The sequence below is a fragment of the Stenotrophomonas sp. YJH_SMC_105-26 genome (assembly GCF_059368915.1).
Genome location: NZ_JCAFSD010000005.1, coordinates 112,044 through 134,992, shown reverse-complemented (window position 1 = coordinate 134,992; position 22,949 = coordinate 112,044). Strand labels below are relative to the sequence as shown.

The 22,949-nt window shown below is 69.0% G+C and carries 21 protein-coding genes; 11 read left to right on the top strand and 10 right to left on the bottom strand.

Annotation, left to right across the window (positions count from 1 at the left end):
- Positions 1-4: 4 nt before the first annotated feature.
- From AC5P7F_RS13585 to AC5P7F_RS13565, 5 genes are all read right to left on the bottom strand, one after another.
- Complete coding sequence (locus AC5P7F_RS13585; protein ID WP_075077115.1) at positions 5-340, bottom strand: tetratricopeptide repeat protein; 336 nt, start codon at positions 338-340, stop codon at positions 5-7.
- On the bottom strand, positions 337-915 hold the full coding sequence (locus AC5P7F_RS13580) for a flavin reductase family protein (RefSeq protein WP_032962524.1): 579 nt from the start codon (positions 913-915) through the stop codon (positions 337-339). The genes AC5P7F_RS13585 and AC5P7F_RS13580 overlap by 4 nt, the downstream gene beginning before the upstream one ends.
- Positions 912-1,541: a superoxide dismutase gene (locus AC5P7F_RS13575; RefSeq protein ID WP_014647427.1), complete on the bottom strand. Its 630-nt coding sequence runs from the start codon at positions 1,539-1,541 to the stop codon at positions 912-914. Before AC5P7F_RS13575 ends, AC5P7F_RS13580 begins: the two co-directional genes overlap by 4 nt.
- Positions 1,542-2,126: 585 nt before the next feature.
- Entirely contained in the window at positions 2,127-3,647 is a 1,521-nt protein-coding gene (locus AC5P7F_RS13570; protein WP_164077174.1) for a thioredoxin family protein, read from the bottom strand.
- 97 nt (positions 3,648-3,744) lie between these two features.
- Positions 3,745-4,194, bottom strand: a complete 450-nt coding sequence (locus AC5P7F_RS13565) for a GNAT family N-acetyltransferase (protein ID WP_032962518.1) — start codon at positions 4,192-4,194, stop codon at positions 3,745-3,747.
- A gap of 66 nt (positions 4,195-4,260) precedes the next feature.
- On the opposite strand from AC5P7F_RS13565, the gene AC5P7F_RS13560 reads away from it, so the two are divergent.
- From AC5P7F_RS13560 to AC5P7F_RS13515, 10 genes are all read left to right on the top strand, one after another.
- On the top strand, positions 4,261-5,196 hold the full coding sequence (locus AC5P7F_RS13560) for a TIGR03571 family LLM class oxidoreductase (RefSeq protein ID WP_164077170.1): 936 nt from the start codon (positions 4,261-4,263) through the stop codon (positions 5,194-5,196).
- 130 nt (positions 5,197-5,326) lie between these two features.
- Entirely contained in the window at positions 5,327-5,638 is a 312-nt protein-coding gene (locus AC5P7F_RS13555) for a DUF3817 domain-containing protein (protein WP_041863547.1), read from the top strand.
- A gap of 151 nt (positions 5,639-5,789) precedes the next feature.
- On the top strand, positions 5,790-6,986 hold the full coding sequence (locus AC5P7F_RS13550) for an MFS transporter (protein ID WP_164077169.1): 1,197 nt from the start codon (positions 5,790-5,792) through the stop codon (positions 6,984-6,986).
- A complete protein-coding gene (locus AC5P7F_RS13545) occupies positions 6,983-8,176 on the top strand; it encodes an isochorismate synthase (protein ID WP_164077168.1) in 1,194 nt (397 codons plus the stop codon). Before AC5P7F_RS13550 ends, AC5P7F_RS13545 begins: the two co-directional genes overlap by 4 nt.
- Complete coding sequence (locus AC5P7F_RS13540) at positions 8,173-9,825, top strand: (2,3-dihydroxybenzoyl)adenylate synthase (protein WP_014647420.1); 1,653 nt, start codon at positions 8,173-8,175, stop codon at positions 9,823-9,825. The genes AC5P7F_RS13545 and AC5P7F_RS13540 overlap by 4 nt, the downstream gene beginning before the upstream one ends.
- Positions 9,825-10,457 carry an isochorismatase family protein gene (locus tag AC5P7F_RS13535; RefSeq protein WP_134808983.1) on the top strand — a complete coding sequence of 211 codons (633 nt, stop codon included), beginning with the start codon at positions 9,825-9,827 and terminating at the stop codon, positions 10,455-10,457. Before AC5P7F_RS13540 ends, AC5P7F_RS13535 begins: the two co-directional genes overlap by 1 nt.
- The gene (locus tag AC5P7F_RS13530; RefSeq protein WP_075077147.1) at positions 10,457-10,714 is read left to right on the top strand and encodes a phosphopantetheine-binding protein; all 258 of its coding nucleotides are present in this window, start codon (positions 10,457-10,459) and stop codon (positions 10,712-10,714) included. The genes AC5P7F_RS13535 and AC5P7F_RS13530 overlap by 1 nt, the downstream gene beginning before the upstream one ends.
- Positions 10,711-14,601 (top strand): enterobactin synthase subunit F, encoded by a 3,891-nt coding sequence (locus AC5P7F_RS13525; protein WP_197641351.1) that lies wholly within the window; start codon positions 10,711-10,713, stop codon positions 14,599-14,601. Before AC5P7F_RS13530 ends, AC5P7F_RS13525 begins: the two co-directional genes overlap by 4 nt.
- Positions 14,592-15,350 carry a 2,3-dihydro-2,3-dihydroxybenzoate dehydrogenase gene (locus tag AC5P7F_RS13520; RefSeq protein WP_164077166.1) on the top strand — a complete coding sequence of 253 codons (759 nt, stop codon included), beginning with the start codon at positions 14,592-14,594 and terminating at the stop codon, positions 15,348-15,350. Before AC5P7F_RS13525 ends, AC5P7F_RS13520 begins: the two co-directional genes overlap by 10 nt.
- Before the next feature lie 169 nt (positions 15,351-15,519).
- Complete coding sequence (locus AC5P7F_RS13515) at positions 15,520-15,966, top strand: REP-associated tyrosine transposase (RefSeq protein ID WP_164077165.1); 447 nt, start codon at positions 15,520-15,522, stop codon at positions 15,964-15,966.
- 199 nt (positions 15,967-16,165) lie between these two features.
- Here AC5P7F_RS13515 and AC5P7F_RS13510 read toward each other — a convergent pair whose 3' ends face one another.
- Genes AC5P7F_RS13510 through AC5P7F_RS13495 form a run of 4 tightly spaced genes read right to left on the bottom strand, consistent with a single transcriptional unit; the run spans position 16,166 to position 20,102 of the window.
- On the bottom strand, positions 16,166-16,549 hold the full coding sequence (locus AC5P7F_RS13510; RefSeq protein ID WP_164077164.1) for a DUF2894 domain-containing protein: 384 nt from the start codon (positions 16,547-16,549) through the stop codon (positions 16,166-16,168).
- The gene (locus tag AC5P7F_RS13505) at positions 16,539-17,177 is read right to left on the bottom strand and encodes an OmpA family protein (RefSeq protein WP_014647413.1); all 639 of its coding nucleotides are present in this window, start codon (positions 17,175-17,177) and stop codon (positions 16,539-16,541) included. The genes AC5P7F_RS13510 and AC5P7F_RS13505 overlap by 11 nt, the downstream gene beginning before the upstream one ends.
- Complete coding sequence (locus tag AC5P7F_RS13500) at positions 17,174-19,438, bottom strand: DUF802 domain-containing protein (RefSeq protein WP_164077163.1); 2,265 nt, start codon at positions 19,436-19,438, stop codon at positions 17,174-17,176. Before AC5P7F_RS13500 ends, AC5P7F_RS13505 begins: the two co-directional genes overlap by 4 nt.
- Before the next feature lie 10 nt (positions 19,439-19,448).
- Complete coding sequence (locus AC5P7F_RS13495) at positions 19,449-20,102, bottom strand: DUF3348 family protein (protein WP_014647411.1); 654 nt, start codon at positions 20,100-20,102, stop codon at positions 19,449-19,451.
- Positions 20,103-20,247: 145 nt separating this feature from the next.
- Between AC5P7F_RS13495 and AC5P7F_RS13490 the strand changes: the two genes are divergently transcribed.
- Entirely contained in the window at positions 20,248-21,168 is a 921-nt protein-coding gene (locus AC5P7F_RS13490) for a M14 family metallopeptidase (RefSeq protein ID WP_033835608.1), read from the top strand.
- Here the strand turns inward: AC5P7F_RS13490 and AC5P7F_RS13485 are convergent.
- Positions 21,072-22,880: a phosphoethanolamine--lipid A transferase gene (locus AC5P7F_RS13485; RefSeq protein WP_164077162.1), complete on the bottom strand. Its 1,809-nt coding sequence runs from the start codon at positions 22,878-22,880 to the stop codon at positions 21,072-21,074. The genes AC5P7F_RS13490 and AC5P7F_RS13485 overlap by 97 nt on opposite strands.
- Positions 22,881-22,949: the final 69 nt, after the last annotated feature.

Here is a 22,949-nt window from a genome sequence, read left to right as displayed (position 1 = left end):
CAACTCAGCCCGCCTTCGCCGGCTCCGCCTGCTCGCGGTCCAGGCGGCGCAGGAACACCTGCATTTCCCTGCGTGCCTGCTGGTCGCCTTTGCTGCCGGCCACGCTCAATCCGCGCTGCCAGGCTTCGCGCGCCGCCTGCGGCTGGCCACTGGCCAGCCAGGCCTTGCCCAGCAGCTTCCACGCCGCCGAGTACTGCGGATCAAGCACCACGCAACGGCCCAGATGGGTGGCCGCGCGCACCGGGTTGCCGGCATCCAGCCAGCCCTTGCCCAGGCCGAAGCGCAGCAGCGCGCCATCCTTGCCGGCGGCGAGCATGCATTCCAGAGCTTCGATGTTCATCCGCGCACCTCCACCAGCAGTTCGGCCGGGCCGGGCTGGAAGCGGCCGCGATGGAACAGCAGCGGCGCGCCGCCGTTCTCGTGCACGTCGATGATGCGGCCGGCCAGCAGCAGGTGATCGCCCACCGGCCACTGTGCGTGGCGGGTACAGGTGAGATGGGCGACCGCACCGGCGATGCGGGGTGGGGCGTCCTCGTCGTCATCCAGCAATGCCAGGCCGTCGAAGCGATTGCGGACCTGCGGATCGGCGAAGCGCCGGGCCAGCGCTTCCTGGTCGGCCGCCAGCACGCTGATTGCAAAGCGGGTGGCGCGCTGGAAGGTGGACAGGCTCTGTGCGTGCAACGCCAGGTTCCACAGCACCAGCGGTGGCTGCAGCGAGACCGGTACGAACGAGTTGATGGTCAGGCCGACCGGCTTGCCCTGTGCATCGCGCGCGCAGACGATGGCCACGCCGGTCGGGAAATGGCCGAGCAGCCGCCGCAGGGCACGCGGCGGCATCTCGACCGACGGCACCGGCGCCGGTGCGGGGAAGACCCCCGCCCACGGCCCGGCGTACGGCACTGTCTCGCCGCTCATGAGGCCCGGGCCTGGCGGTAGCGCCGGCCGACCTCGGCCCAGTTGATGATGTTGAAGAACGCACCGATGTAGTCCGGGCGACGGTTCTGGTAGTGCAGGTAGTAGGCGTGTTCCCAGACGTCCAGCGCGAGGATCGGGGTATTGCCTGACAGGCCCACGGTTGCACCCATCAGCGGGCTGTCCTGGTTGGCGCTGCTTTCGACCTGCAGGCGGCCATCGCGGTCACTGGTCAGCCAGGCCCAGCCGCTGCCGAAACGGGTCTGCGCGGCCTTGCTGAAGGCGTCCTTGAAGGCATCGAAGCTGCCCAGGTCACGGTCGATGGCGGTGGCCAGTTCCTCATCGGGTGCACCACCGTCCGCGCTGAGCACGGTCCAGAACAGGCTGTGATTGGCGTGGCCACCGCCGTTGTTGCGGACCGCGCCACGCTGCGCCTCGGGCACGGCACCGAGGTTGGCGATCAGCGCCTCGACCGGCAGCTCGGCGATGCCGGCCTGCTCGATGGCGGCATTGAGGTTGTTGACGTAGGCCTGGTGGTGCTTGCTGTGATGGATCTCCATCGTGCGCGCATCGAAGTGCGGCTCAAGGGCGTCGTAGGCGTAGGGGAGCGGGGGAAGCGAGTACGACATCGAAGCAATCTCCGTGGGGAAGGCCAGGGGCTGGCCGTGGGGAGATTGTTATCGCACCTCAACATTGGTTGAGGTCAAGGGGCGGGATTGAAATGCGTGCGCGTTCGTCGCCTTGATTCTTCCTGGCAGGCAGGGGCTGATGGGTCAGCGCAGGACACGCCGTGAACCCATCCATGGGGGCTCGATGGCGCCATCCGTGGCGCCAACGGTCCTGCGCTGACCCATCAGCCCCTGCAGGACAGCTCCCTGCGCTGGCGCGGAGACGGAGTCAAAGGCAGGAGCAGGAGCGGCATGGTAGTGCCGGCCGCTGGCCGGCAATCAGCGAAGGTCGGGTTGCCGGCCAGCGGCCGGCACTACCAGAACCCGCTTTTCGAACCTCACCGGCGCGCTGTTGCGCTGCCCGCGCTCGCAGGAAACCGTCGGGTGGCGGGGGAAGGGGCTGGCCGGGACCGTTGGCGCCATGGATGGCGCCATCGAGCCCCCAAGGATGGGTTTACGGCGTGTCCCGGCCAGCCCCTTCCCCCGTCACAGCCGATATCAACAAAAGCGCCGGCAGGCGAACCAGCCGCCAGCGCCTTCATCAACTCAACTCAACCAATCCTTGCACGCACCATCAACCTGTTCCCCGCAGGCCTGCTGCATCCGCTGCTGCAGCCGCGCCAGTGTTTCGGCGCCCTGGTGCTTGCCGCTCCACGTCTTCAACTGCCCGGCCAGGCGCTCGAAACGCTGGCGGGTACGCTGGTGGTAGCCCGACGGCTGCGCTTCCAGTTCGGCGATCAGCGAGGCGGTGGCCTGCTCGATGCGTGGTGCATCGTCCGGCGCCAGCTTCAACAGGCCCTCCACGTACAGCACGCCCCACTGTACGCGGGTGGCCGGGCCCTGCGCGCCATCGTAGGCGCGCTTCAGCCACTCCAGTGCGCCGGCGGTGTCGCCGCGCTGCTCGGCCAGTTCGGCCAGCTCGGGCATGTAGTAGTACGGCTGCTCGCTGCGCTTCAGCTCGGCCAGCAACAGCGCCTCGGCGCCCGCGTCGTCGCCGACCTGGCGCAGTGCGTAGACCGCGCTGCTGATCGTGGCCTGGCGTGCATGCGCATCGGTGGCGGCGGCATCGGCAGCGGCCACGCGCTGCTTGACCCGCTCAACCAGGGCCGCGGGCAGTGCGCCGTTGGGCTGCTGCTGACGGGCCAGCGACACTTCGGTCAGCGCACGCGACAGCGCGTCGTCGGCACGGTTGCCGCGCTCGGCATCTGCGCGCTCCAGTGCGACCAGCAGCTGCTGTCCCAGCGTGTTGCTGGTGGCCGGCCCCGCACTGGCCTGCTTGACCAGCGTCGCGCCCGCGTAGCCCAGCAGTTCGCGGTTACGACGGACTTCGGCAGGTTGCGCCAGCACTGCCTGCAGCAGCTCACGCACCTCGGTGGGCGAGCTGGCGGGCGTGTCGGCGGTGGCCAGGGCCAGCAGGGCGAAGCGGCGTTGCAGCGCCGCGTCGGGTGCGGCCTTGGACAGCTGGCGCAGCACATCCTGGCTCCTGCGCTCGCCGGCCAGGCGGTTGGCGTCGACTTCCCAGCCGTAGTCGCCCAGCACCTGCCAGTCTTCGGCGGCCAGCCTGTCCGGCGTGGCCAGTGCCGTCGCCAGGGTGGCGGCGATGGCGCTGCGGCGCCCGGCCGCGACGGTCAGCGCACGGGTCAGTTCGGCCGCGTCGTTGCCGCCGGCCACGCGGGTGAGCTCATTGCGTTGTGGGTCCAGCACGATCAGGGTCGGATAGCCGCGCACCCCGAAGCGTTCGCCCCAGGCCTGTGCCCCTTCCTCGTCGCCATCCAGGTAGACCGGCACGAACTTGCCGGTCAACGCGATGAACGCCGGGTCCTTGAACAGGCCGGCCTTGAGCTGGTTGCACGGCGGGCACCAGACCGCGCCCCAGTACAGCAGCACCGGCTTTCCGCTGTCGGCGGCCTCGGCGAAGGCATCGTCCACATCGCCCTGGCGCCAGGCGATGGCGGACGCCGGCGCGGGCGCCTCGGCGGAGCTGGCGGTGGACACCGGGGCCGGCGTGCAGGCGCTCAGCGCCGAAGCCAGTAGCAACACGGAAAGCGCGACGCGCATCGGCGGCATCTCGAAGGGGGGACAGTCCATTGTAGGAATGGCCGGGGAGTGTGCTGATTCAGTTTGCTTATATCGGCCGTGCAGCGGGGCATGACATCCGCTGCCCTCAGGCGGCTGCCCGCACCATCTGCTGGTACACCAGCCCGTTGAACTCGCCGACATCACCGTCCAGCACGAAGCCATAGCGCAGGTAGGTAGGCACTGCGTTGAGCGAGGCGCGCACGGTCAGCACCGGTGTGCGCAGGTGCGGCAGCACGGCTTCGAACAGGGCATGGCCGATGCCCTGGCCCTGGCAGGCGGGATCGACGAACAGCATCGCCAGGTGGCGGCCTTCCTTCAGCTCTACCACGCCGAGGATGCGGCCGTCCTGCTCGGCCACCAGGATGTGGTTGTCACCCTGCAGGCGTGCAGCGAACGCATCGGCGGCGGCGACACTGCCGAACGTAGCGATGCCGGCCGCGCTGAGCGAGGGCGCGACGGCCGCAGTGAATGCGGCCAGGCATACCGCGCTCATCGCGGGCAGGTCATCGATGTGGGCGGGGCGGATCCTCGGCATGCAGCGATCTTCCTGTGGCGTGTGGCGTGTCATCGTCGCCGGTTGCCTGCACGCTAAGCTGGTCCCATGAGTGAATTCAATCCCGCCTACGCTTCGTTGTTTCCGCAACAGGGACTGAGCCTGGGCCTGATGACGCCCGTTGCGGCGCATGGGCTGGCCGATCCGGGCGCGGCGCGGCGCATTGCGCGGCTGGCCGACGATCTTGGTTTCGCCGCGTTGTGGGCGCGCGATGTACCGCTGATGGTGCCGCAGGGTCCGGACGCGACGGCGAGCGCGCTGGACGACCCCTTCCTGTGGCTGGGCATGCTGGCCGCCGCGACCACGCGCATCGTGGTCGGTACCGCCGCTATCGTGTTGCCGTTGCGCCAGCCGTTGCAGGTGGCGAAGTCGGCCTTGAGCCTGGACCGGATCAGTGCAGGGCGGTTCGTGCTGGGCCTGGGTTCGGGTGACCGCCCGGAAGAATTCGCTGCCTTCGGCGAGGATCTGGAGGGCAGGGCGGCGACCTTCCGTGAGCGCTGGACGTTGCTGCGCGCGGCGTTGTCACCGGAGGCCGATGCGCGGACCGCCGTACTGCAGGCCACGGGTGGCTTCGACGTGCTGCCGGCGCCGGCAACCCGCATCCCGATGCTGGTGGTGGGTACCGCGCGGCAGAGCCTGCAGTGGATCGCGCGCGAGGCCGAAGGCTGGGCCACCTATCATCGTGAGGAGGTCGCGCAGGAGGGGCGCATCGGCCTGTGGCAGCAGGCGCTGGTGCAGCGTGGTGGCCCAGGCAAGCCGTTCGTGCAGTCGATGCTGCTGGATCTGCAGGCAGATCCGCAGGCGCCAGCCGAGCCGCTGCCGCTGGGCCTGAAGGTCGGCCGCGATGGCCTGCGTGACTATCTGCTGCGCGTGCATGGGCAGGGCGTGGCGCACGTGATGTTCAATCTGGTCGACAACGGGCGGCCGATGGACGCGGTGTTGCGTGAGATCGGGGAGCAGGTTCTGCCATACACGCTCCGGTAGGTGTCCACCTGGGTGGACGCGCTTCATCGTTGCCAACGCTGCGCTCGCCTGTGTGCTGGGAGTCCGCATCTGCGTATCATTCGCATTTGATACCCCGCTGCCGGAGCCCCGTGTGACCCAACGTTCCCCCATGCACCCGAGCGGACGCCTGTTCGCCGCGGTCGCTTTCATCGAGGCCGTGACCTGGGCCGGCCTGCTCATCGGCATGTGGATGAAGTACGGCCCCATGGCCAACGTGGCGCTGGTGAAGCTGTTCGGACCCCTGCACGGCGTGGCGTTCCTGCTCTATGTGGCGGTGACGCTGTTCGCGGCGCTGCGCCTGCGCTGGCCGTGGTGGGCCAGTGCGCTGGCGCTACTGGCAGCCATCCCGCCGCTGGTGACGCTGCCATTGGAATGGTGGTTCAAGCGCCGTGGCCTGTTGGGCCTGCGCGCGGTGCGCTGAAGTCGCTGTTGCGTGCCCGTTCAAGAGAATGGGTATCAAATGCAAATACGAGCCGTTATCATTTGAGGATGGCGTCCGGTCCTGAGCAGGGCCGGCGCCGGGCGGGGCGCAGGTGCGCCCGGCGATCCCTTCCTGTTACGGCTGGTGTTCCATGCACGCACGTCCCGTCGTTCCCGGCTTGCCGGCGCTGGTAGTGGCCGCCCTGATCGGCACCATGGCGATGATGTCCTTCGTCGCCGTGATCGGTCCGGTGGTCCGCATGCTCGGGCTGTCCGAGTGGCATGCCGGACTGTCGGTCACCGCCGCGGGCGCGTTGTGGATGCTGGCCGCGCGCCCATGGGGCCAGCTCAGCGACCGCATCGGCCGCAAGCGCGTGCTGATGCTGGCGATGAGCGCCTACACCGTGGTCTACATCGCGCTGGCAGTGTTCATCGACGTTGCCCTGCAGGCGGTGCCGCCGGTACTGGTATCGGTGCTGGTGCTGGTCGGTGCGCGAGGCCTGATCGGCCTGTTCTACGCGGCGGTGCCGCCCACCGCAGCCGCGCTCATCGCCGACAAGGCACCGACCGGCCAACGTGCGAAATTCCTCGCCCGACTGGGCAGCGCCAATGCGCTGGGCATGGTGCTCGGGCCGGCCGCTGCCGGCTGGCTTGCCTATACCAACCTTTCGCTGGCGCTGTACGTGGCCGCGTTGCTGCCGCTGCTGGCACTGGCATTGCTGGCCTGGCGGCTGCCGGCTACACCGCCGGTGGTTGGCGCGTCCGCACAGCGCCGCGCGCCGATGAGCCGCCTCGACCCGCGCCTGCGCCTGCCGCAGCTGGCGGCGCTCATCGCCATGGTCTCGGTGACCATCGCGCAGGTGACGGTGGGCTTTTTCGCGATTGATCGCCTGGGCCTGGATGCTGCCGCTGGTGCACGCATGGCCGGCATCGCGCTGACCGCGGTCGGCATCGGCCTGATCCTGGCGCAGGCGCTGGTGATGAAGCTGGAGGTGCATCCGCGCCGCTGGATCATCCTCGGCGCGCTGATTTCCGGCATTGGCTTTGCTTCGGTGGCGGGCGTGCAGCAGGGCTGGCAGTTGCCGGCGGCATACGCGCTGGCCGCGTTCGGCATGGGCTTCGTATTCCCCTCGTTCCAGGCGCTGGCCGCCGACGCGGTGGAAGCGCACGAGCAGGGTGCCGCGGCGGGCACGGTCGCTGCCGCGCAGGGGCTGGGCATGGTGGCCGGGCCGATGCTCGGCACGCTGTTGTATCGCGGCGGGCCCAGCCTGCCATATCTGCTGGTCGGCGCGCTGCTGCTGTTGCTGTGCGCGATGGCTGCAGCGCATCGGATGAAGGAGACCCCATGAACGATTCCCTGATGCAGGGCGCGTGGCCGGAGGCTGCGCCCGCGCCGCTCGAGAGCACTGACGACGCGTCGTTGTTCCTGCTGCAGCATGCCGGCCAGCATGTGCACGCACGCGGTTGCCGCCTCGCGCTGCCGGGTGACGCGCTGGCAACCCTGGCGGAGCGCGTTGCGGCCTTCTTCGCCCAGCAGCGTGGCGGTCCGGGCCTGCTGGTCGGTGCGGTGCCATTCGAACCGCGTGCCGACGACGCGTTGTACCAGCCCGAGCGCCTGCTGCCGGCCCTGCCGTTGCAACCACGGGCGGCGCCGGCGCTGCAGGGCCCGCTGCAGGCGGAGCCCGCAGCGCAGGACTATGCAGCCGCGGTTGCCGAGGCAGTGAAGGCGCTGCGCGCGCCCGACCAGGACCTGCACAAGGTGGTGCTGGCGCGCAGCCTGCTGGCGCACAGCCGCCATGCGCTGTCTCCAGAGGTGCTGCTGGCGCGGTTGGGCGCGGATCCCTCGGTGGCGACCTATGCGGTGCCGCTTCCGGTTGAACCGGGGCACGCACCGGCCTGGCTGGTCGGCGCAACACCGGAGCTGCTGCTGCGCAAGCGTGGCGCCGAGCTGTTGTCGCACCCGCTGGCCGGGTCCGCGCGCCGCAGTGCCGATGCCGCCGAGGACGAGCGCGCCGCGCAGGCGCTGCTGGCTTCGAACAAGGACCATGACGAGCACCGCCACGTGGTCGAGGCCATCATCGAGGGCCTGGCGCCGCACTGCAGCCACATCGATGCGCAGCCGCGCCCGGTGCTGCATGCCACCGCCAGCATGTGGCATCTCGGCACCCGCATCCACGCCACCCTGAAGGATCCGCAGACATCGGCGGCCGAGCTGCTGGCGCAGTTGCATCCAACGCCGGCGGTCTGCGGTACACCCCGGCTGGCGGCACTGCAGCGTATCCGCGAGCTTGAGCCGGTGCCGCGTGGCTTCTATGCCGGTGCGGTCGGCTGGCTGGATGCGCAAGGGGATGGTGACTGGTATGTGGCGATCCGCTGCGCACGCCTGCAGGGCACGCAGCTGCGCCTGTACGCCGGCGCCGGCATCGTTGCCCAGTCGCAGCCCGAGGCCGAGGTCGCCGAAACCGCGGCGAAGTTTGCCGCCCTGTTGAACGCGTTGGGCGTCCACGACGCCGCGCCCGTCATCGAGCCTGCTCCATGAACACGCCCACTGTTTCTTCCCGCCTGCCACTGCAGCAGGCATGGCCCGATGCGCTGGTGGCGCGCTATCGCGAGGCGGGCTACTGGCGCGGCGAGACCTTCCCGGCGTTCCTGCGTGAGCGTGCGGAACGCTACGCTGATGACATCGCCGTGGTCGCTGGCGATGTGCGCCTGAGCTACGCGCAGCTGTGGCACGAGGCCGGTCGCATCGGTGCCGGACTGCTGGCACTCGGCCTGCAACCCGGTGAGCGGGTGCTGGTACAGCTGGGCAACACCGCCGGGTTCATCGCCACCGTATGCGGGCTGTTCCGCGCCGGCCTGGTGCCGGTGTACGCGCTGCCGGCGCACCGCATCACCGAGCTGGTGCACTTCGCCAACAAGGCCGAAGCCAGTGCCTACATCACTGCCGACCTGCACGATGGCTTTGATCATCGCGGGCTGGCGCGGGCGCTGCAGGCCGAGGTGCCGGCGCTGCGCCACGTGGTCATCGATGGCGATGCAGCAGAGTTCACCGCGCTCGAGGCGCTGCAGGGAGACCGCAACCAGCTGCCGGCCGACCCGGACCCGCAGTCGGTGGCGTTCCTGCAGATCTCCGGCGGCAGCACCGGGCTGTCCAAGCTGATTCCACGCACCCACGACGACTACATCTACTCGTTCCGTGCCAGCAATGACCTCTGCGGCATCGACCGCGACAGCGTGTATCTGGTCGCGCTGCCGGCCGCGCACAACTTTCCCATGAGCTCGCCCGGTTTCTTCGGCGCGCTGTATGCCGGTGCCCGCGTGGTGCTCAGCCCCGGTCCGGGGCCGGACGCGGCCTTCCCGCTGATCGCGCGCGAGCAAGTGACCTGCTGTGGGCTGGTGCCGCCGCTGGCGCTGTTGTGGGCACAGGCCGCCGCCACCAGCAAGCACGACCTGTCCAGCCTGCAGGTACTGCAGGTGGGCGGGGCCAAACTGGTGCCGGAAGCCGCACGGCGGGTGATTGACGGCCTGGGCTGCACCCTGCAGCAGGTGTTCGGCATGGCCGAAGGCCTGGTGAACTACACACGGCTGGATGATCCGGAAGAACTGATCGTAGCCTGCCAGGGCCGGCCGATCAGCCCGGACGACGAGGTGCGCGTGGTCGATGACCATGACCAGCCGGTGCCGGAAGGCGAGGTAGGGCATCTGCTGACCCGCGGCCCTTACACCATCCGTGGCTACCACAACGATGCGGTGGCCAATGCGCGTTCGTTCACCGACGACGGCTTCTACCGCACCGGCGACCGCGTGCAGCAGCTGCCCGGAGGCTACCTGGTGGTGCAGGGCCGTGCCGGTGACCACATCAACCGGGCGGGCGAGAAAATCTCCGCCGAGGAGATCGAAGATCACCTTCTGGCCCACCCCGGCGTGTTCGACGCCGCCGTGGTCTCCATTCCTGACGAGTATCTCGGGGAGCGCAGCTGCGCGTTCGTGATCCAGCAGGGTGAGCCGATCAAGGCCCCGGCACTGAAGGCCTGGATGCGCGGGCGCGGCCTGGCCGCGTTCAAGGTGCCCGACCAGGTCGTGTTCGTCGACAGTTTCGATACCACCGCGGTCGGCAAGATCAGCCGCCGCGAACTGCGCGCGCAGCTGCGTGCGCGTCATCTGCAACAGACAGGAGGAACGCGCTGATGGCGCTGCCCCGTATCACCGATTACCCCTTGCCGACTGCCGCCGAACTGCCGCAGGCGCGCGGCCCGTGGCGCCCGCAGCGCGATCGTGTCGCGCTGCTGGTGCACGACATGCAGCGCTATTTCCTGGCCGCATTCGAGGCCGGCAACGCACCGCTGCGGCCGGCAGTGGACAACATCGCACGGCTGCTGGCGCATTGCCGCGCGCACGGCATTCCGGTGTTCTACACCGCCCAGCATGGCGACCAGGACCGCCGTGACCGTGGCCTGCAGGCCGACCTGTGGGGACCAGGCATGCGTCGCAGCGCCGACCATGAACCAATCATCGAGGCACTGGCACCGCAGCCTGGCGAGCACGTGCTGGTGAAGCACCGCTACAGCGCGTTCCAGCGCAGCAACCTGGAGACGCTGATGCGGGTGCGTGGACGCGACCAGCTGCTGGTCACTGGCGTGTATGCGCATATAGGCTGCACGGCCACCGTGGTCGAAGCCTTCCAGCGCGACATCGAGGCGTTCATCGCGGCCGATGCGGTAGCGGATTTCTCGCGTGCTGACCACGATCAGGCCCTGCACTGGATTGCCCGCACCTGTGGCGTACCGATGACCACCGACCAGTTGCTGGAGGTGCTGTGATGGCCGCCACGGGTGAGGTGCTGGATCTGGAGCGGATGCGTGCCGACGTGGCGCGCGTGCTGGAATGTGCCCCGGCCGAGATCGGTGACGACGACAACCTGATCGACCTGGACCTGGACTCGATGCGCATGCTCGGCCTGGTCCTGGCCTGGGGCAACACCGGCCTGCCGCTGGAGTTCTCGCAGTTGGCCGAGCACACCACGCTGCGCCAGTGGTGGGCTGTGGTGCAGCAACTGCAGGCCGCGCAGAACGCATGAACGCCGCTGCGCTGGCCACACCGGTGGCATTGACCGAGGCCCAGGCCGGACTGTGGTTCGCACAGCGGCTGGCACCGGACAATCCGTCATTCAATACCGCGCACGCGGTGTGGATCGACGGCCCGTTGGACGTGGCCGCGTTCATTGCAGCGGCAGACCAGGCTGCAGGCGAGGCCCAGGCCTTCGCATTGCGCTTTGCCGAAGGGGCCGATGGCCAGCCGCTGCAGTGGCATGACCCGGCACACGTGCCGCTGCTTTCGGTGCGCGATGTTTCCACCGCGGCGGATCCCGCCGCTGCGGCACGCAACCTGATGCACACCGACCGTCTGAGCCCGGTCGATCCCACCCGTGACCGGATCAGTCAGCAGGTGTTGTTTGACCTGGGCGGGCAGCGCTGGGTCTGGTACCTGCGCGTGCATCATCTGGCCGCCGATGGCTACGGCATGGCGTTGTTCACCGATCGCGTGTGCGCGTTGCATGCCGGTCGCATGGCTGAACCGCTGCCAGGGCTGGCGGGCGTGCTGGCGGATGACGCCGCCTATCGTGCCGACCCGCGTCGTGCGCAGGCCGGGCGCTGGTGGCGCGAGCAGTTGCAGGGGGCGCCGGCGGGCGTGGGCCTGGCAGGCACCGTGGCGGCCAGCGACGATGCGCTGCGCTGGGTGCGGCCGCTCGATGCGGCCTTCCGCGAGCAGCTGCTGCAGGCGTCGGTACGTTGGCTGCAGCCCTGGCCGGATGTGCTGGCCGCGCTGGCGGCCGAGTACCTGCGGCGGATGAGCGCTGCCGATGAAGTGGTGCTGGGCGTGCCCTACATGGGCCGGCTCGGCAACGCGTCGGCGCGGGTGCCGGCGATGGTGATGAACGTGTTGCCGCTGCGCGTAGCGGCCGGCGAGGGCAGCGTCGAGGCCTTCACCCGCGGCCTCGGCCGGCAGCTCAGCCAGGGTCGCAAGCACGGCCGTTACCGCAGTGAGCAGCTGCGCCGCGACCTGGGGCTGGTCGGCGCGCAGCAGCGCCTGCACGGTCCGCTGGTGAATGTGCAGCCGTTCTACAAGCCGCTGGCGCTGGCCGGCGTGCAGGCGACGCTGGAGGTGCTGTGCACCGGGCCGGTGGATGATCTGACACTGGGCTTCCGTGGCGATGGCCAGCACCTTCTCGATCTGGAGATCGAGGCCAATCCCGCGCTGTACAGTCGCGAGGATGTCGATGCGCATGCAGCGCGGTTGCTGCATTTCGTGTCGGCAGCATTGCAGGCTGACGATATTGCAGCCGTGCCTTTGGCGACGCTTGAGGAGGCGCAGCAGGTGCTGCACGGTTTCAATGCCACCGCGCACGCGCTTCCCGAGACTACCCTGGTTGAACTGCTGCAGCAGGGCATGGATCGGGATCCGCACGCGCCGGCGCTGGTGTTCGGCGGCACTACGCTCGACTATGCAACGCTGGAAGCGCGCAGTTTCGCGCTTGCCGCACAACTGCGCGGGATGGGCGTCGGCCCGGGCAGCGTAGTCGCGGTGGCATTGCCGCGCTCGCTGGAACTGGTGCTCGCGCTGGTCGCGGTGCTGCGCGCAGGCGCGGCCTATCTTCCGCTGGACCTTGCCCATCCTGACGAGCGGTTGGCACGTATTCTTGCGTCGGCGCAGCCGGTGTGCGTACTGGCTGCGCCAGACGTATCGGTGCGCATGGCCGGTGTGCCGGTGCTCGCACCGGAGCAGTGGACCGCGCTGAGTTTTGCGGCGCCATGGGCGGATCCTGCGCCCAGCGATGCCGCCTATGTGATCTATACCTCCGGTTCGACCGGCGAGCCCAAGGGCGTGGTCGTCGAACACCGCGCGATCGTCAATCGCCTGCTGTGGATGCGCGAGCACTACGGCATCGGCGCCGATGACCGCGTGCTGCAGAAGACCCCGGCCACCTTCGATGTCTCGGTCTGGGAATTCTTCCTGCCGCTGCTGTGCGGGGCAACGCTGGTGGTTGCCAGGCCCGATGCGCATCGCGATCCCACTGAACTGGCGCGCTTGATCGGGGGCCATGGCATCACCACCGCGCATTTCGTGCCGTCGATGCTCGACGTCTTCCTCGCTGCGCCGGCCTCCGAAGGTTTGCAGCTGCGCCGCGTATTCACCAGTGGCGAGGCGCTGGACGCTGCGTTGCGCGACCGCTTCCATGCGCGCGTGCACGCAGAACTGCACAACCTGTATGGCCCGACCGAGGCCGCAGTGGACGTCAGCTATTGGCCGGCGTCAGCGCAGGATCGCTCGCGGCCGGTGCCGATCGGCTTCCCGGTCTGGAACACCCGCCTGTACGTGCTGGACGCCCGGATGCAGGCGGTGCCGGTCGGTGTGGCCGGTGACCTGTACCTGGGCGGCGTGCAGCTGGCACGCGGCTACCTCGGTCGCGACGATCTGACCGCCGAACGCTTCCTTGCCGATCCTTTCCTGGCGGGCGAGCGCATCTACCGCACCGGCGACGTGGCGCGCTGGCGCCGCGATGGTGCGGTGGAGTACCTGGGCCGCAGCGACCATCAGGTGAAACTGCGCGGCCTGCGCATCGAACTGGGCGAGATCGAGGCGGCTTTGCGCGAACTGCCGGGCATGGAGCGGGTGGAAGTGCTGCTACGCCAGGATGCTCCCGGCGAAGCGCGTCTGGTGGCCTATGTGCCGACCGCGCTTGCCGATGCCGTAATGCTGCGCAGCCACCTCGCCACGCGTGTGCCTGACTACATGGTGCCCTCGGCCATCGTTGGTGTGGACCACTGGCCGGTGACCGCCAACGGCAAGCTCGACCGCAATGCGTTGCCGAAGCCACCGCAACGTGAAGTTGCCGGCTTGGCGCCGCGCACGCCGTTGGAACAGGAGCTGGCGTTGCTGTTCGCACAGGCGCTTGGGCGTGAGGCGCCGGTGGCGGTGGATGCGGACTTCTTCAGTCTCGGCGGTGACTCGCTGTCGGCGGTGCACCTGCTGCTGGCGATCGAGCAGCGCTGGCGCTGCGATCTGGGTTTGGGCGCCTTGTTTGCCCAGCCCACCGTGGCCGCGCTGGCGGTTCGTATTGCCGCGCCACCCGCGCTGGCCGATCACGCGCTGGGGCCGGTGATCGCGCTGGCCGCAACCGACGCTGCCGGGCCCACGCCGCTGTTCGTGCTGCACCCGGCCGGTGGCATCGCCTGGAACTACCGCACGCTCGCCCGGGCACTGCAACCAGCCCGCCCGGTGTATGGCCTGCAGTCGCCGGCACTGGACGCGCGGCTGCCACTGCCGAGCAGCATCGAGGCGATGGCCAACGACTACGTACAGCGCGTGGTTGCACTGCAGCCGGAGGGGCCGGTGCATCTGCTGGGCTGGTCGGTGGGCGGCATCCTGGCCCAGGCGATGGCGGTGCGGCTGCATGAGATCGGCCGCGACGTCGGCGAACTGGTGCTGCTGGACGCCTATCCCAGCGAGTGCTGGCGGGCCGAGCCTGAACCGGACGCCGTCGCCGCACTGCGGGCACTACTGGCGATTGCCGGCCACGACCCGGATGCGCATCCGGAACTGGACAGTCGTGAACGCATACTCGCGTTCCTGCGTCGCGGCGGGAGTGCACTGGGCAGCCTGCCGGATGTGGTGCTTGACGGCGTGGTGCGCGCGGTGACCGGTACCAACCGGCTGATCCGCGAGCACATCCACCAACCATTCGACGGCACGCTGGTGCACGTCCGCGCGGGCCGGGATCACCAGGCGCGGCCACAGCTGCAGTCGGCGTTGTGGCGGACCCACGCGCGCAAGGTGCAGGCACTGGAACTGCCGTTCCTGCACGCCGAACTGACCGGCCGCGATGCGGTGGCGCAGCTGGCACCGTGGTTGTCGGCGCGGCTGCGCCACTGGGACGAGCAACAGGAGACCGCAACATGCAATTGACCGGTTTTGATGGTCGTGTGGCGCTGGTGACCGGCGCTGCCGGCGGCATCGGCGAGGCACTGGTACGGTTGCTGGCCGCGGCCGGTTGCACCGTGGTGGCGACCGATCGCGAGGCACCCATGTTCGCGGATGCACGTGTGCAGGCGTTTGCTCTTGACGTGACCGACAGTGCGGCCGTCGACGCCTTGGTGGATTGGGTCGAGTCCAGCATCGGGCCGATCATGCTGGCCGCCAGCGTGGCCGGTGTGCTGCATGTGGGCGGCGTGACCGAGACCGGCGATGACGACTGGCGCCGGGTGTTCGCGGTGAACACCGACGGCGTGTTCCATGTCGGGCGTGCTCTGGCGCGGGTGATGTCGCCGCGCGGGCAGGGCGCGATGGTTACCGTCAGCTCGAATGCGGCCGGTGTGCCGCGACACGGGATGGCCGCCTATGCGGCATCCAAGGCCGCCGCCACCATGTTCACCCGCTGCCTCGGGCTGGAGCTGGCGCCGTTGGGAATCCGCTGCAACATCGTCGCCCCGGGATCGACGTTGACCCCGATGCAGACCGGCATGTGGCAGGACGAGCACGGTGCCGAGCGGGTGATCGCCGGCAGCCTGGAGACCTACAAGGCCGGCATTCCACTGCGCAAGCTGGCCACCCCCGAGGACATCGCGCACTCGGTAATGTTCCTGCTCTCGGAACAGGCCGGGCACGTGGCGATGAGCGACCTGTACGTCGACGGCGGCGCCACCCTGCGCGGCTGAGCCCCGACGGCCGCCTGCCGGCTGTGGTCGTGCCGGCCGCTGGCCGGCAGCCTACGGCCCCGGTAGTGCCGGCCGCTGGCCGGCAATCTCATTCACCTTCAGACATCTCCCAACCCCCGTCGAGCCATGGCCCGACAGCCAACGCGCAATGATCGACCCACCATGGCGCATGAGCAGCCATCGCCTCCGCCTGGGCCGTCACTCGATCATCGGCCAGGTCTACGTTCTGACAACTACCACGCATCAGCGCCGCCGGCTCCTTGAAAGCAAAGCTGCAGCAGCATGTGTGATCGACCAGTTCGATTACATCGAGCAGCGCGGGCTCGTACGGTCACACGCATGGGTCGTCATGCCAGATCACGTCCACTGGATGTTCGAGCTGCGCGCAGCCCACCTTCCAGACATCGCACGCCGGATGAAATCGTCGAGCGCGCTTGCCCTGAATCGCTTGGCGGGCCGTCGAAGTACGGTGTGGCAGCCCGGCTACTTCGATCATGCCGTGAGGGCCGAGGAGTCGATGGCGCGGCAAGCGCTGTACATCCTGGGGAATCCGGTACGCGCCGGTCTTGCTGGGCAGATTGGCGAGTATCCGCATGCGTGGTCGGACGGGGTGTGATGCCGGCCGTTGGCCGGCAACCCCATGACCCGCGCGGAGACGCGTAGCTGCCGGCCAGCGGCCGGCAGTACCACGGCAGAACCGAAGCGCAGCGCAGATCGTGTTCCGCGCACAGAGCACCCGCGATGGTAGTGCCGGCCGCTGGCCGGCAACCCCATGGACCTGCGGCCATCAATCAATTGCCGGCCAGCAGCCGGCGCTACTCCTTCGGCGTCTGGCGCGGCTTGCGCGTGCGCTTCGGCTTTGCGCTATCCGCACCGCTGGCGGCGCCATCCTGCAGTGCCTGCAGCCAGGACAAGATGTCCACGTAGTCGATGAAGTGGCGCAGGTAGCCGGGGCTGGTGGCCTGCATCGTGTCCAGCATGCGCTGCACCAGCACCGCCGAGTTCAGCGGGCCGCCGTCAGCCGGGGCCTCGGTGCGCAGGGAGCGGCGCACCTGCAGTTCGCTGCGCAGCTCCGTCCACTCGCGCTGCACCTGCTGCAGCATCGGCACCTGCGGGTAATGCGGCAGCGAGCGCGACCCTGCATCAAGGTCGCGCACCAGTGCGCGCAGGCCTTCGAGCGCTGGCGACTTACTTGGCATCCGGGGCCTTGGGCTTGGGAATCGGCGCGATCTCTACGCGACGGTTGCGTGCGCGGCCTTCCTCATCGGCATTGGAACTGACCGGCTGCTCGCTGCCGAACGCAGCGGCGAACACGGCGTCAGCCGGTACGCCATCGGCGATCAGGGTGCGGGTCACGGTCAGCGAGCGCTGCGCCGACAGCTCCCAGTTGTCGGCGAAACGCCGGTTGCCTTCGCGTACCGGCGCGTCATCGGTGAAGCCGCTGACCATCAGGATCTCTTCGCGGCTGCCCAGGTAGGCGGCCAGCGGTGCGGCCAGGCTGCGCAGCAGCTCCTGGCCTTCGGGCTGCAGCTGGTCGGAGTTCAGCGCGAACAGCACGCTGCCGCTGATGCCGATGCGGCCATCCACCAGCGTCACGCGGCCGGCCGCCAGCGGTCCAGCCAACGCTTGCTCCAGCGTCTGCAGGCGCTTGGCTTCGGCCTGGCGCTGTTTCACTTCCTGGTCCAGTCGCTGCGACAGCTCCAGCTGCACGGCGACCACACCGACCAGTATCAGCACGAACGCGCCCAGCAGCACCGACATCAGGTCGCCGAAGGCTGCCCAGATCGGGGCATGCGAACCGCCGTCGACCTCCAGCTCGTCGCTCATGCGCTGCCGGCCTTGCCGCGGCGCGCGGCCAGCTGCTGCAGTTCTTCCATCACCTGCTTCTGCGACAGCAGGCTGAGGTCGACCACCTCGCGCGCCTGGGCTACGTAGTAGGCCAGCTGCTCGTCGCTGCGGGCCAGCGAGGCATCCAGTGCGCCGCCGATCTGTTCCAGGCGGCCGGACAGCTCGGTGGCGGCACTGCCGAACTGCGCGACCGCTTCGCCGAACGTGCCGGCCAGCTGGCCCACTTCGGCAGCGCTGCCGTTGAGCGCTGCGGCAATGCCATCCAGCTTGCCGGTCTCTGCGGCGATATGGTCGGTGAAGCGATTGCCAACCCGCTCCAGCAGCTCGGCCGAGCCACCGACCAGTGCGTCCACAGCGGTGCGCTGCTCGTGCGAAGCGTGATTGATCGCATCCAGCAGGGTCTGCACGGTGGCCAGCAGGCGGCCGCGCTCTTCCAGCATCGCGTTGTCACGCACCAGGCTCTCGGACAGCGTGCTGCGCAGCTCGTTGATGACGTCGGCAGCAGCCTTGGGCGCGGCCGCGGCGGTCTGCAGCAGGGTAGACACTTCAGCCAGCGTGGCGCTGGCCTGCGCGCGACCGTTCTCGCCGATCTGCTGTGCGGTGGCCGCCAGGGCGTCGCAGACCTGCTGCTGCTGCGCAGCCAGGTGTTCGCCGTTGGCCTGCAGGCGCTCGGCCAGGTCGCTGGAAACGTGCTGCAAGGCTTCGCTCCAGCGCTGCAGGCGCTGTTCGTCGCCGGCCTGCAGCTGCGCCTGCAGCGCGGCGTGGGCCTGCTGCAGCTCGGCGCTGATCGCGTCCCAGCGCGCCTGGCGCTGCTGCTCGCGGCTGTCCAGGCCAGCCTGCAGTTCGGCGTGCGCGGCCGCGGCAGCGGCCTGCGCGGCCTGCCACTGCTGCGAACGCTGCAGTTCGTGGTCCTGCAGCAGCGCCTGGCTGGTGCTGTGGTGCTGCTCCAGCGCCTGTAGCAGCGCCTGCGCGCGCGCGTCCAGATGCTCGCTGGAGGCCAGCAACGCCTGCTGCTGGCGTTCGACCAGCGCGCTGTTCAGTGCCTGCTGCTGTTCGGCGGCGGCGCGCCATGCCTCGGCATTGCCGCGGGCATCGGCCTGCAGGCGCTCGCCGAGACGCGCGACCAGTGCTTCGGCGTGCGTGCCCTGGCCATCGCTGAAGGCCTGCAGGTGCTGGCGCAGATCACTGACCAGCGCCTGTTGTGCCTGGGTCTGCTCGCTCACCACCTTGGCCCAGCTGGCCTCGGTGGCGACGCGGCTGCGCTCGAAACCCTCGCTCAGGCCGGCCAGCTGCTGCTGCACGGCCTGCTCGACGCGGGCATGCAGTGCTTCGCCGTGATGGGCCAGGCCAGCCAGGGTGGTTTCGGCCATCGGCTGCAGCGCACCACCGATGGCGGCGGCGCTGGCTTCGGCACCTTCGCGCAGCGATTGCTGCAGCGAGACGGCCAGGCGTTCCTGCAGGGCCTGGCTCTGGGTCAGGAACTCGGCCTGGCCGGCCAGCAGGCGCTCATTGGCGGCCGCACTGTGCTGTTCAAAAGTGCTGGTCATCGCCTGCAGGCGGTCGACCAGCGCCGGCAGCGCCGCAGACTGTGCCTGCAGCAGGCGCAGCGATTCGGCGCGCTGCCAGGCCTGCGAGTACGGATGCAGGTCGCCGGCAATGGCACGGTCCAGCTGCTGCACGGCCTGCAGGCGGTCACGACGCAGCAATGCCGCCAGCAGGCCGAGCATGGCCGAGCTGGCCACACCGGCGATCGAGGTACCGAATGCCACCGCCAGGCCCTGCACCGGCGAGGCCAGCGAGCCGCGGATCGCGGCCATGTCGGTCGCACTCTGCAGCGCCAGGCCGGTGCCACGCAGCGTGTCCATCATGCCCAGCAGGGTGCCGAGCATGCCCAGCAGCACCAGCAGGCCAACCAGGTATGGGGTCAGCACCGGTGCGGGCAGGGCGGTGCGCTCGCCTTCCACGCGCAGGCGCACGGCGTTGCGCAGGCCCGCCGGCACGCGTTCCAGCCAGGGGGCGAGGCTCTCTTTCGCGCTGGACAGGTCGTTCAGCGCGCTGCGCAGGCCGTTGCTGGCCTGGAGGTAGCGGTACAGCTCCACGCCACCGGCGATGTAGCAGGCCGCGATGATCGCCGCCACCGCTGCACCCAGCGGATGCACCGAAACGTAGCCAATGCCGATCCAGCACACGGCCAGCAGGCCGACAAGGAAAACAACGACATGGAAAGCAGTTCTGGACATGGTGTTCCGGTCAGTGGGAGCGCAGGGCGTCTTGCAGCCCTTCGATCGGGTGGAAGCGCAGCTGCAGCTCGGCGAGCAGCAGGGTGCGCATGTCATGGCGGAAGGCCGCGCGCCAGCCGGGCTGGCCGTGCACGCGTTCAAACCGGGCGCCGAGCACCGCCGGCGCCGTGGCCAGCAGGCTGTGCTCGCGCGGGGTGAGGGTCTGTTCCATCACCGCATCGACCTCGGCCAGCCGCGCCAGCTCGGGTGAAACCTGCACCAGCTGGTCGCGCAGGCGGCCGCGCAGGCGCCCGGTGGCCGTCTGGATGGCCTGCTGCAGCACCCGATAGCGCTGGCGCAGCGAGGCGAAGTTGGGTACAGCGGCGGCTTCGGCCAGGTCCAGCAGGCGCTCGGCTTCGGCATCCTCACTGATCGAGGCCAGCAGGCTGGCGTGCGCCTGCGCGCAGTCGGCCAGCACATCCTCGAGCGCTTCGGCGGCTTCACCGGGCTCGGGCAGGCGTCCGCCGAGCGCCCCGGACAGGGCCACGGCGCGGCTCCAGTCCACCCACTGGCCGAGGCGATCGGTCAGGGCGGGACTGGTGGCCGGCATCGCGCCGTCGCTGAGACGGGCGAGCAGGCGGAGGAACTCCGGTCCACCCAGGACCGGCTGCGCTGCGTTCGCCATCAAGGGGTGAGGGGCCAAAAACCGTTGATTTTACAACCAGATGACCCGGCCTGGATGAAGGCGGGGCCGGGGGGAGGGGCCCGCGGGCGCGACAACGCTTAGAATGTCCGGCTGCACCCATCCGTTCGACCCCTGGAGTTCCCCAATGACTGTTGCGCAGTTCTACCCGATCGGCACCCCCGGACAGCCCTGGGGCGACGCGGAACGCGCACAGTGGCGGGCCCGCCAGCAGCGCCAGCGCAGCTACCACGACGATGTGGTGGCCGCGCTTGAACGCCTGGACGACAGCTTCGATGTGATCCAGTACGGTCAGCTGGACTACGCGCCGGACCATTACCCGCTGTTCGCCGTGGTCAACCACGACTGGAACCCGGCGCTGCCGACCGCGCTGATCACCGGCGGCGTGCACGGCTATGAGACCAGTGGCGTGCATGGCGCCCTGCAGTTCCTGGAACAGCAGGCCGAGCGCTACCTGGGCCGGCTGAACCTGATCGTGGCGCCGTGCGTCAGCCCATGGGGCTACGAGCGCATCCAGCGCTGGAACCCGGATGCCGTCGACCCGAACCGCAGCTTCCGTGACGGCGGCCAGATCGAGGAAGCCGCCGCGCTGATGCGCTGGGTGGCCGAGCGCAAGCCGAACCTGCTGGTGCACCTGGACCTGCACGAGACCACCGACAGCGACCTGCACGAGTTCGATCCGGCCCGCTGCGCCCGCGACGGCAAGCCGTTCGAGCGCGACACGATTCCGGACGGCTTCTACGTGATCGGCAACAGCGAGGATCCGCAGGCCGAGTTCCAGAAGGCCCTGATCGCCGCCGTCGCCCCGGTCACCCATATCGCCCCGGCCGACGCCGAGGGCAACCTGGTCGGCCTGCCGTTGCAGTCGCCGGGCGTGGTCTGGGGCGAATCGCGTTCGATTGGTGCCTGCGCCGGCTTCACCGATGCACGCTTTGCCACCACCACCGAGGTCTACCCGGACAGCCCGCGCACCAACCCGCAGGAATGCAACGACGCCCAGGTGGCGGCGGTATGTGCCGGCCTGGATTTCGCCCTGGCCGCACAGTAACGCGCCACGTTCCGGGCGGTGACCGGCATCAGCCGGTGCCGCTTGGCCGGCGCGGTGGCGAGCGGCGCGCCGGTCGTCGCCCGGCAGCCGGCGAAGACATCCAGATCGCGCTGGTACACGCTGCTGCTGACACCGAACAGGCCCAGCAGGGAATGGAAGACATTGTCGTGGCTGTAGGCGCGGTGCAGCGCATTCCCACGCAGGCAGGCCATGTCCAGGCCCGCGTTGCGGCTGAACTCCGTTGAGAACCACATCACCATCGGCACCTGGGTCTGTTCGCGCGGGGCGATGAAGTAGGGCGTGCCGTGAAGGTACATGCCGCGTTCGCCGAGCGACTCACCATGGTCGGAGACATAGATCAGCGCAACGTCGCGGTGGTCCGAATAGCCCTGCAGCAGGTCGATGGTCTCCGCCAGCACCTGGTCGGTATGCACCAGGGTGTTGTCATAGGTGTTGACCAGTGCCTCGTTGCTGCAGTGCTGGATCTGGTTGCTGTCGCAGGTCGGGCTGAAGGCCCGCGACGCTGCGGGATACCGTTCAAAGTAGGTCGGCCCATGGCTGCCGAGTTGATGCAGCACGACCAGGGCATCGCCGTGGATGGCGTCGATGCGTGCGCCGAGCTGATGCAGCAGCACGTCGTCGTAGCAGGTGCCGTCGGCGTTGACGCACCGGCCGGCCACCTTGAGTGCGGGCATGTCCTCGGTCGGCACGCGCTCGCACACGCCCTTGCAGCCGCCATTGTTGTTGTTGCGCCAGAGCACGCCGACGCCGGTACGCTGCAGGATGTCCAGCACGTTCTCCTCGGTCGCCGCGCGGACGTCGTCGTATTGCTGGCGGGTCATCTGCGAGAACATGCAGGGCACCGAGATCGCTGTTGCGGTTCCGCATGAGGAAACATCACTGAAGCTGATGACGCCTTCCTTGCGCGAGAGCCGGGGATTGGTCGCGCGTGGGTAGCCGTTGAGCTGGACGTTCTGTGAACGCGCGGTCTCGCCGACGACCATGACCACCAGCTTCGGGCGCGGGCCCGGAACGCGCCGCGCGTCCGTGCCGATTGGGCGCAACGGTTGCTGGCGGGTGCTGTAGAGGCTCTTCAGGTAGCCGTGGGTATGGCGCACCACGTTCAACGGCAGTACCTGGTCGCGGATGTAGCGGTTGTTGCGCAGCAGCGAGGAGTAGTCCTTGTAGAACGAAAAGCCGATCACCAGCAGCACCACAAGCGACGCCAGGACGTTGGCCGGCCACACCAGCAGCGAACGTATCGAACCGGCCCCGCTGGTGGTGCGCACCAGGGCGAGCCCGGCAGCGGGCAGCACGCCCAGCGCCAGCAGGGTCAACAGCAGCGGCAGCGACAGATAGGCGTTCAGTTCGGCCTGATTGGTCTCGAACACGTTCTGCACCATGCTGCGATCGATCAGCACGTTGTAGTGCAGCATGAAGTAGCTGCACGCGGCGCTGACGACAACGAGCAGCACCAGCAGCGGCCTGCGCAGGAATGGCAGTGCCAGCAGTAGCGTCAGCAGCAGGTTGAACAGGCAGAACAGCAGCGGCGGCAGGCTGGCCAGGAACAGCATGCTGCGCAGGCTGTTGAGATCGATCAGCCCCCACAGCGTCTTCCAGAGGGCGAGGTTTCCAATCGTGGCGAAGAACAGTGCGGCGGCCCAGACCAGAACGATTGGATGGGACCGCGGGAAACGGAGGCATTGACGCACGAGCAGGTTCCGCGGAACAGGAGTGCGCGCAGTATCGAAACGGCCTTATCAGGAAGTTGTCAGGATTGC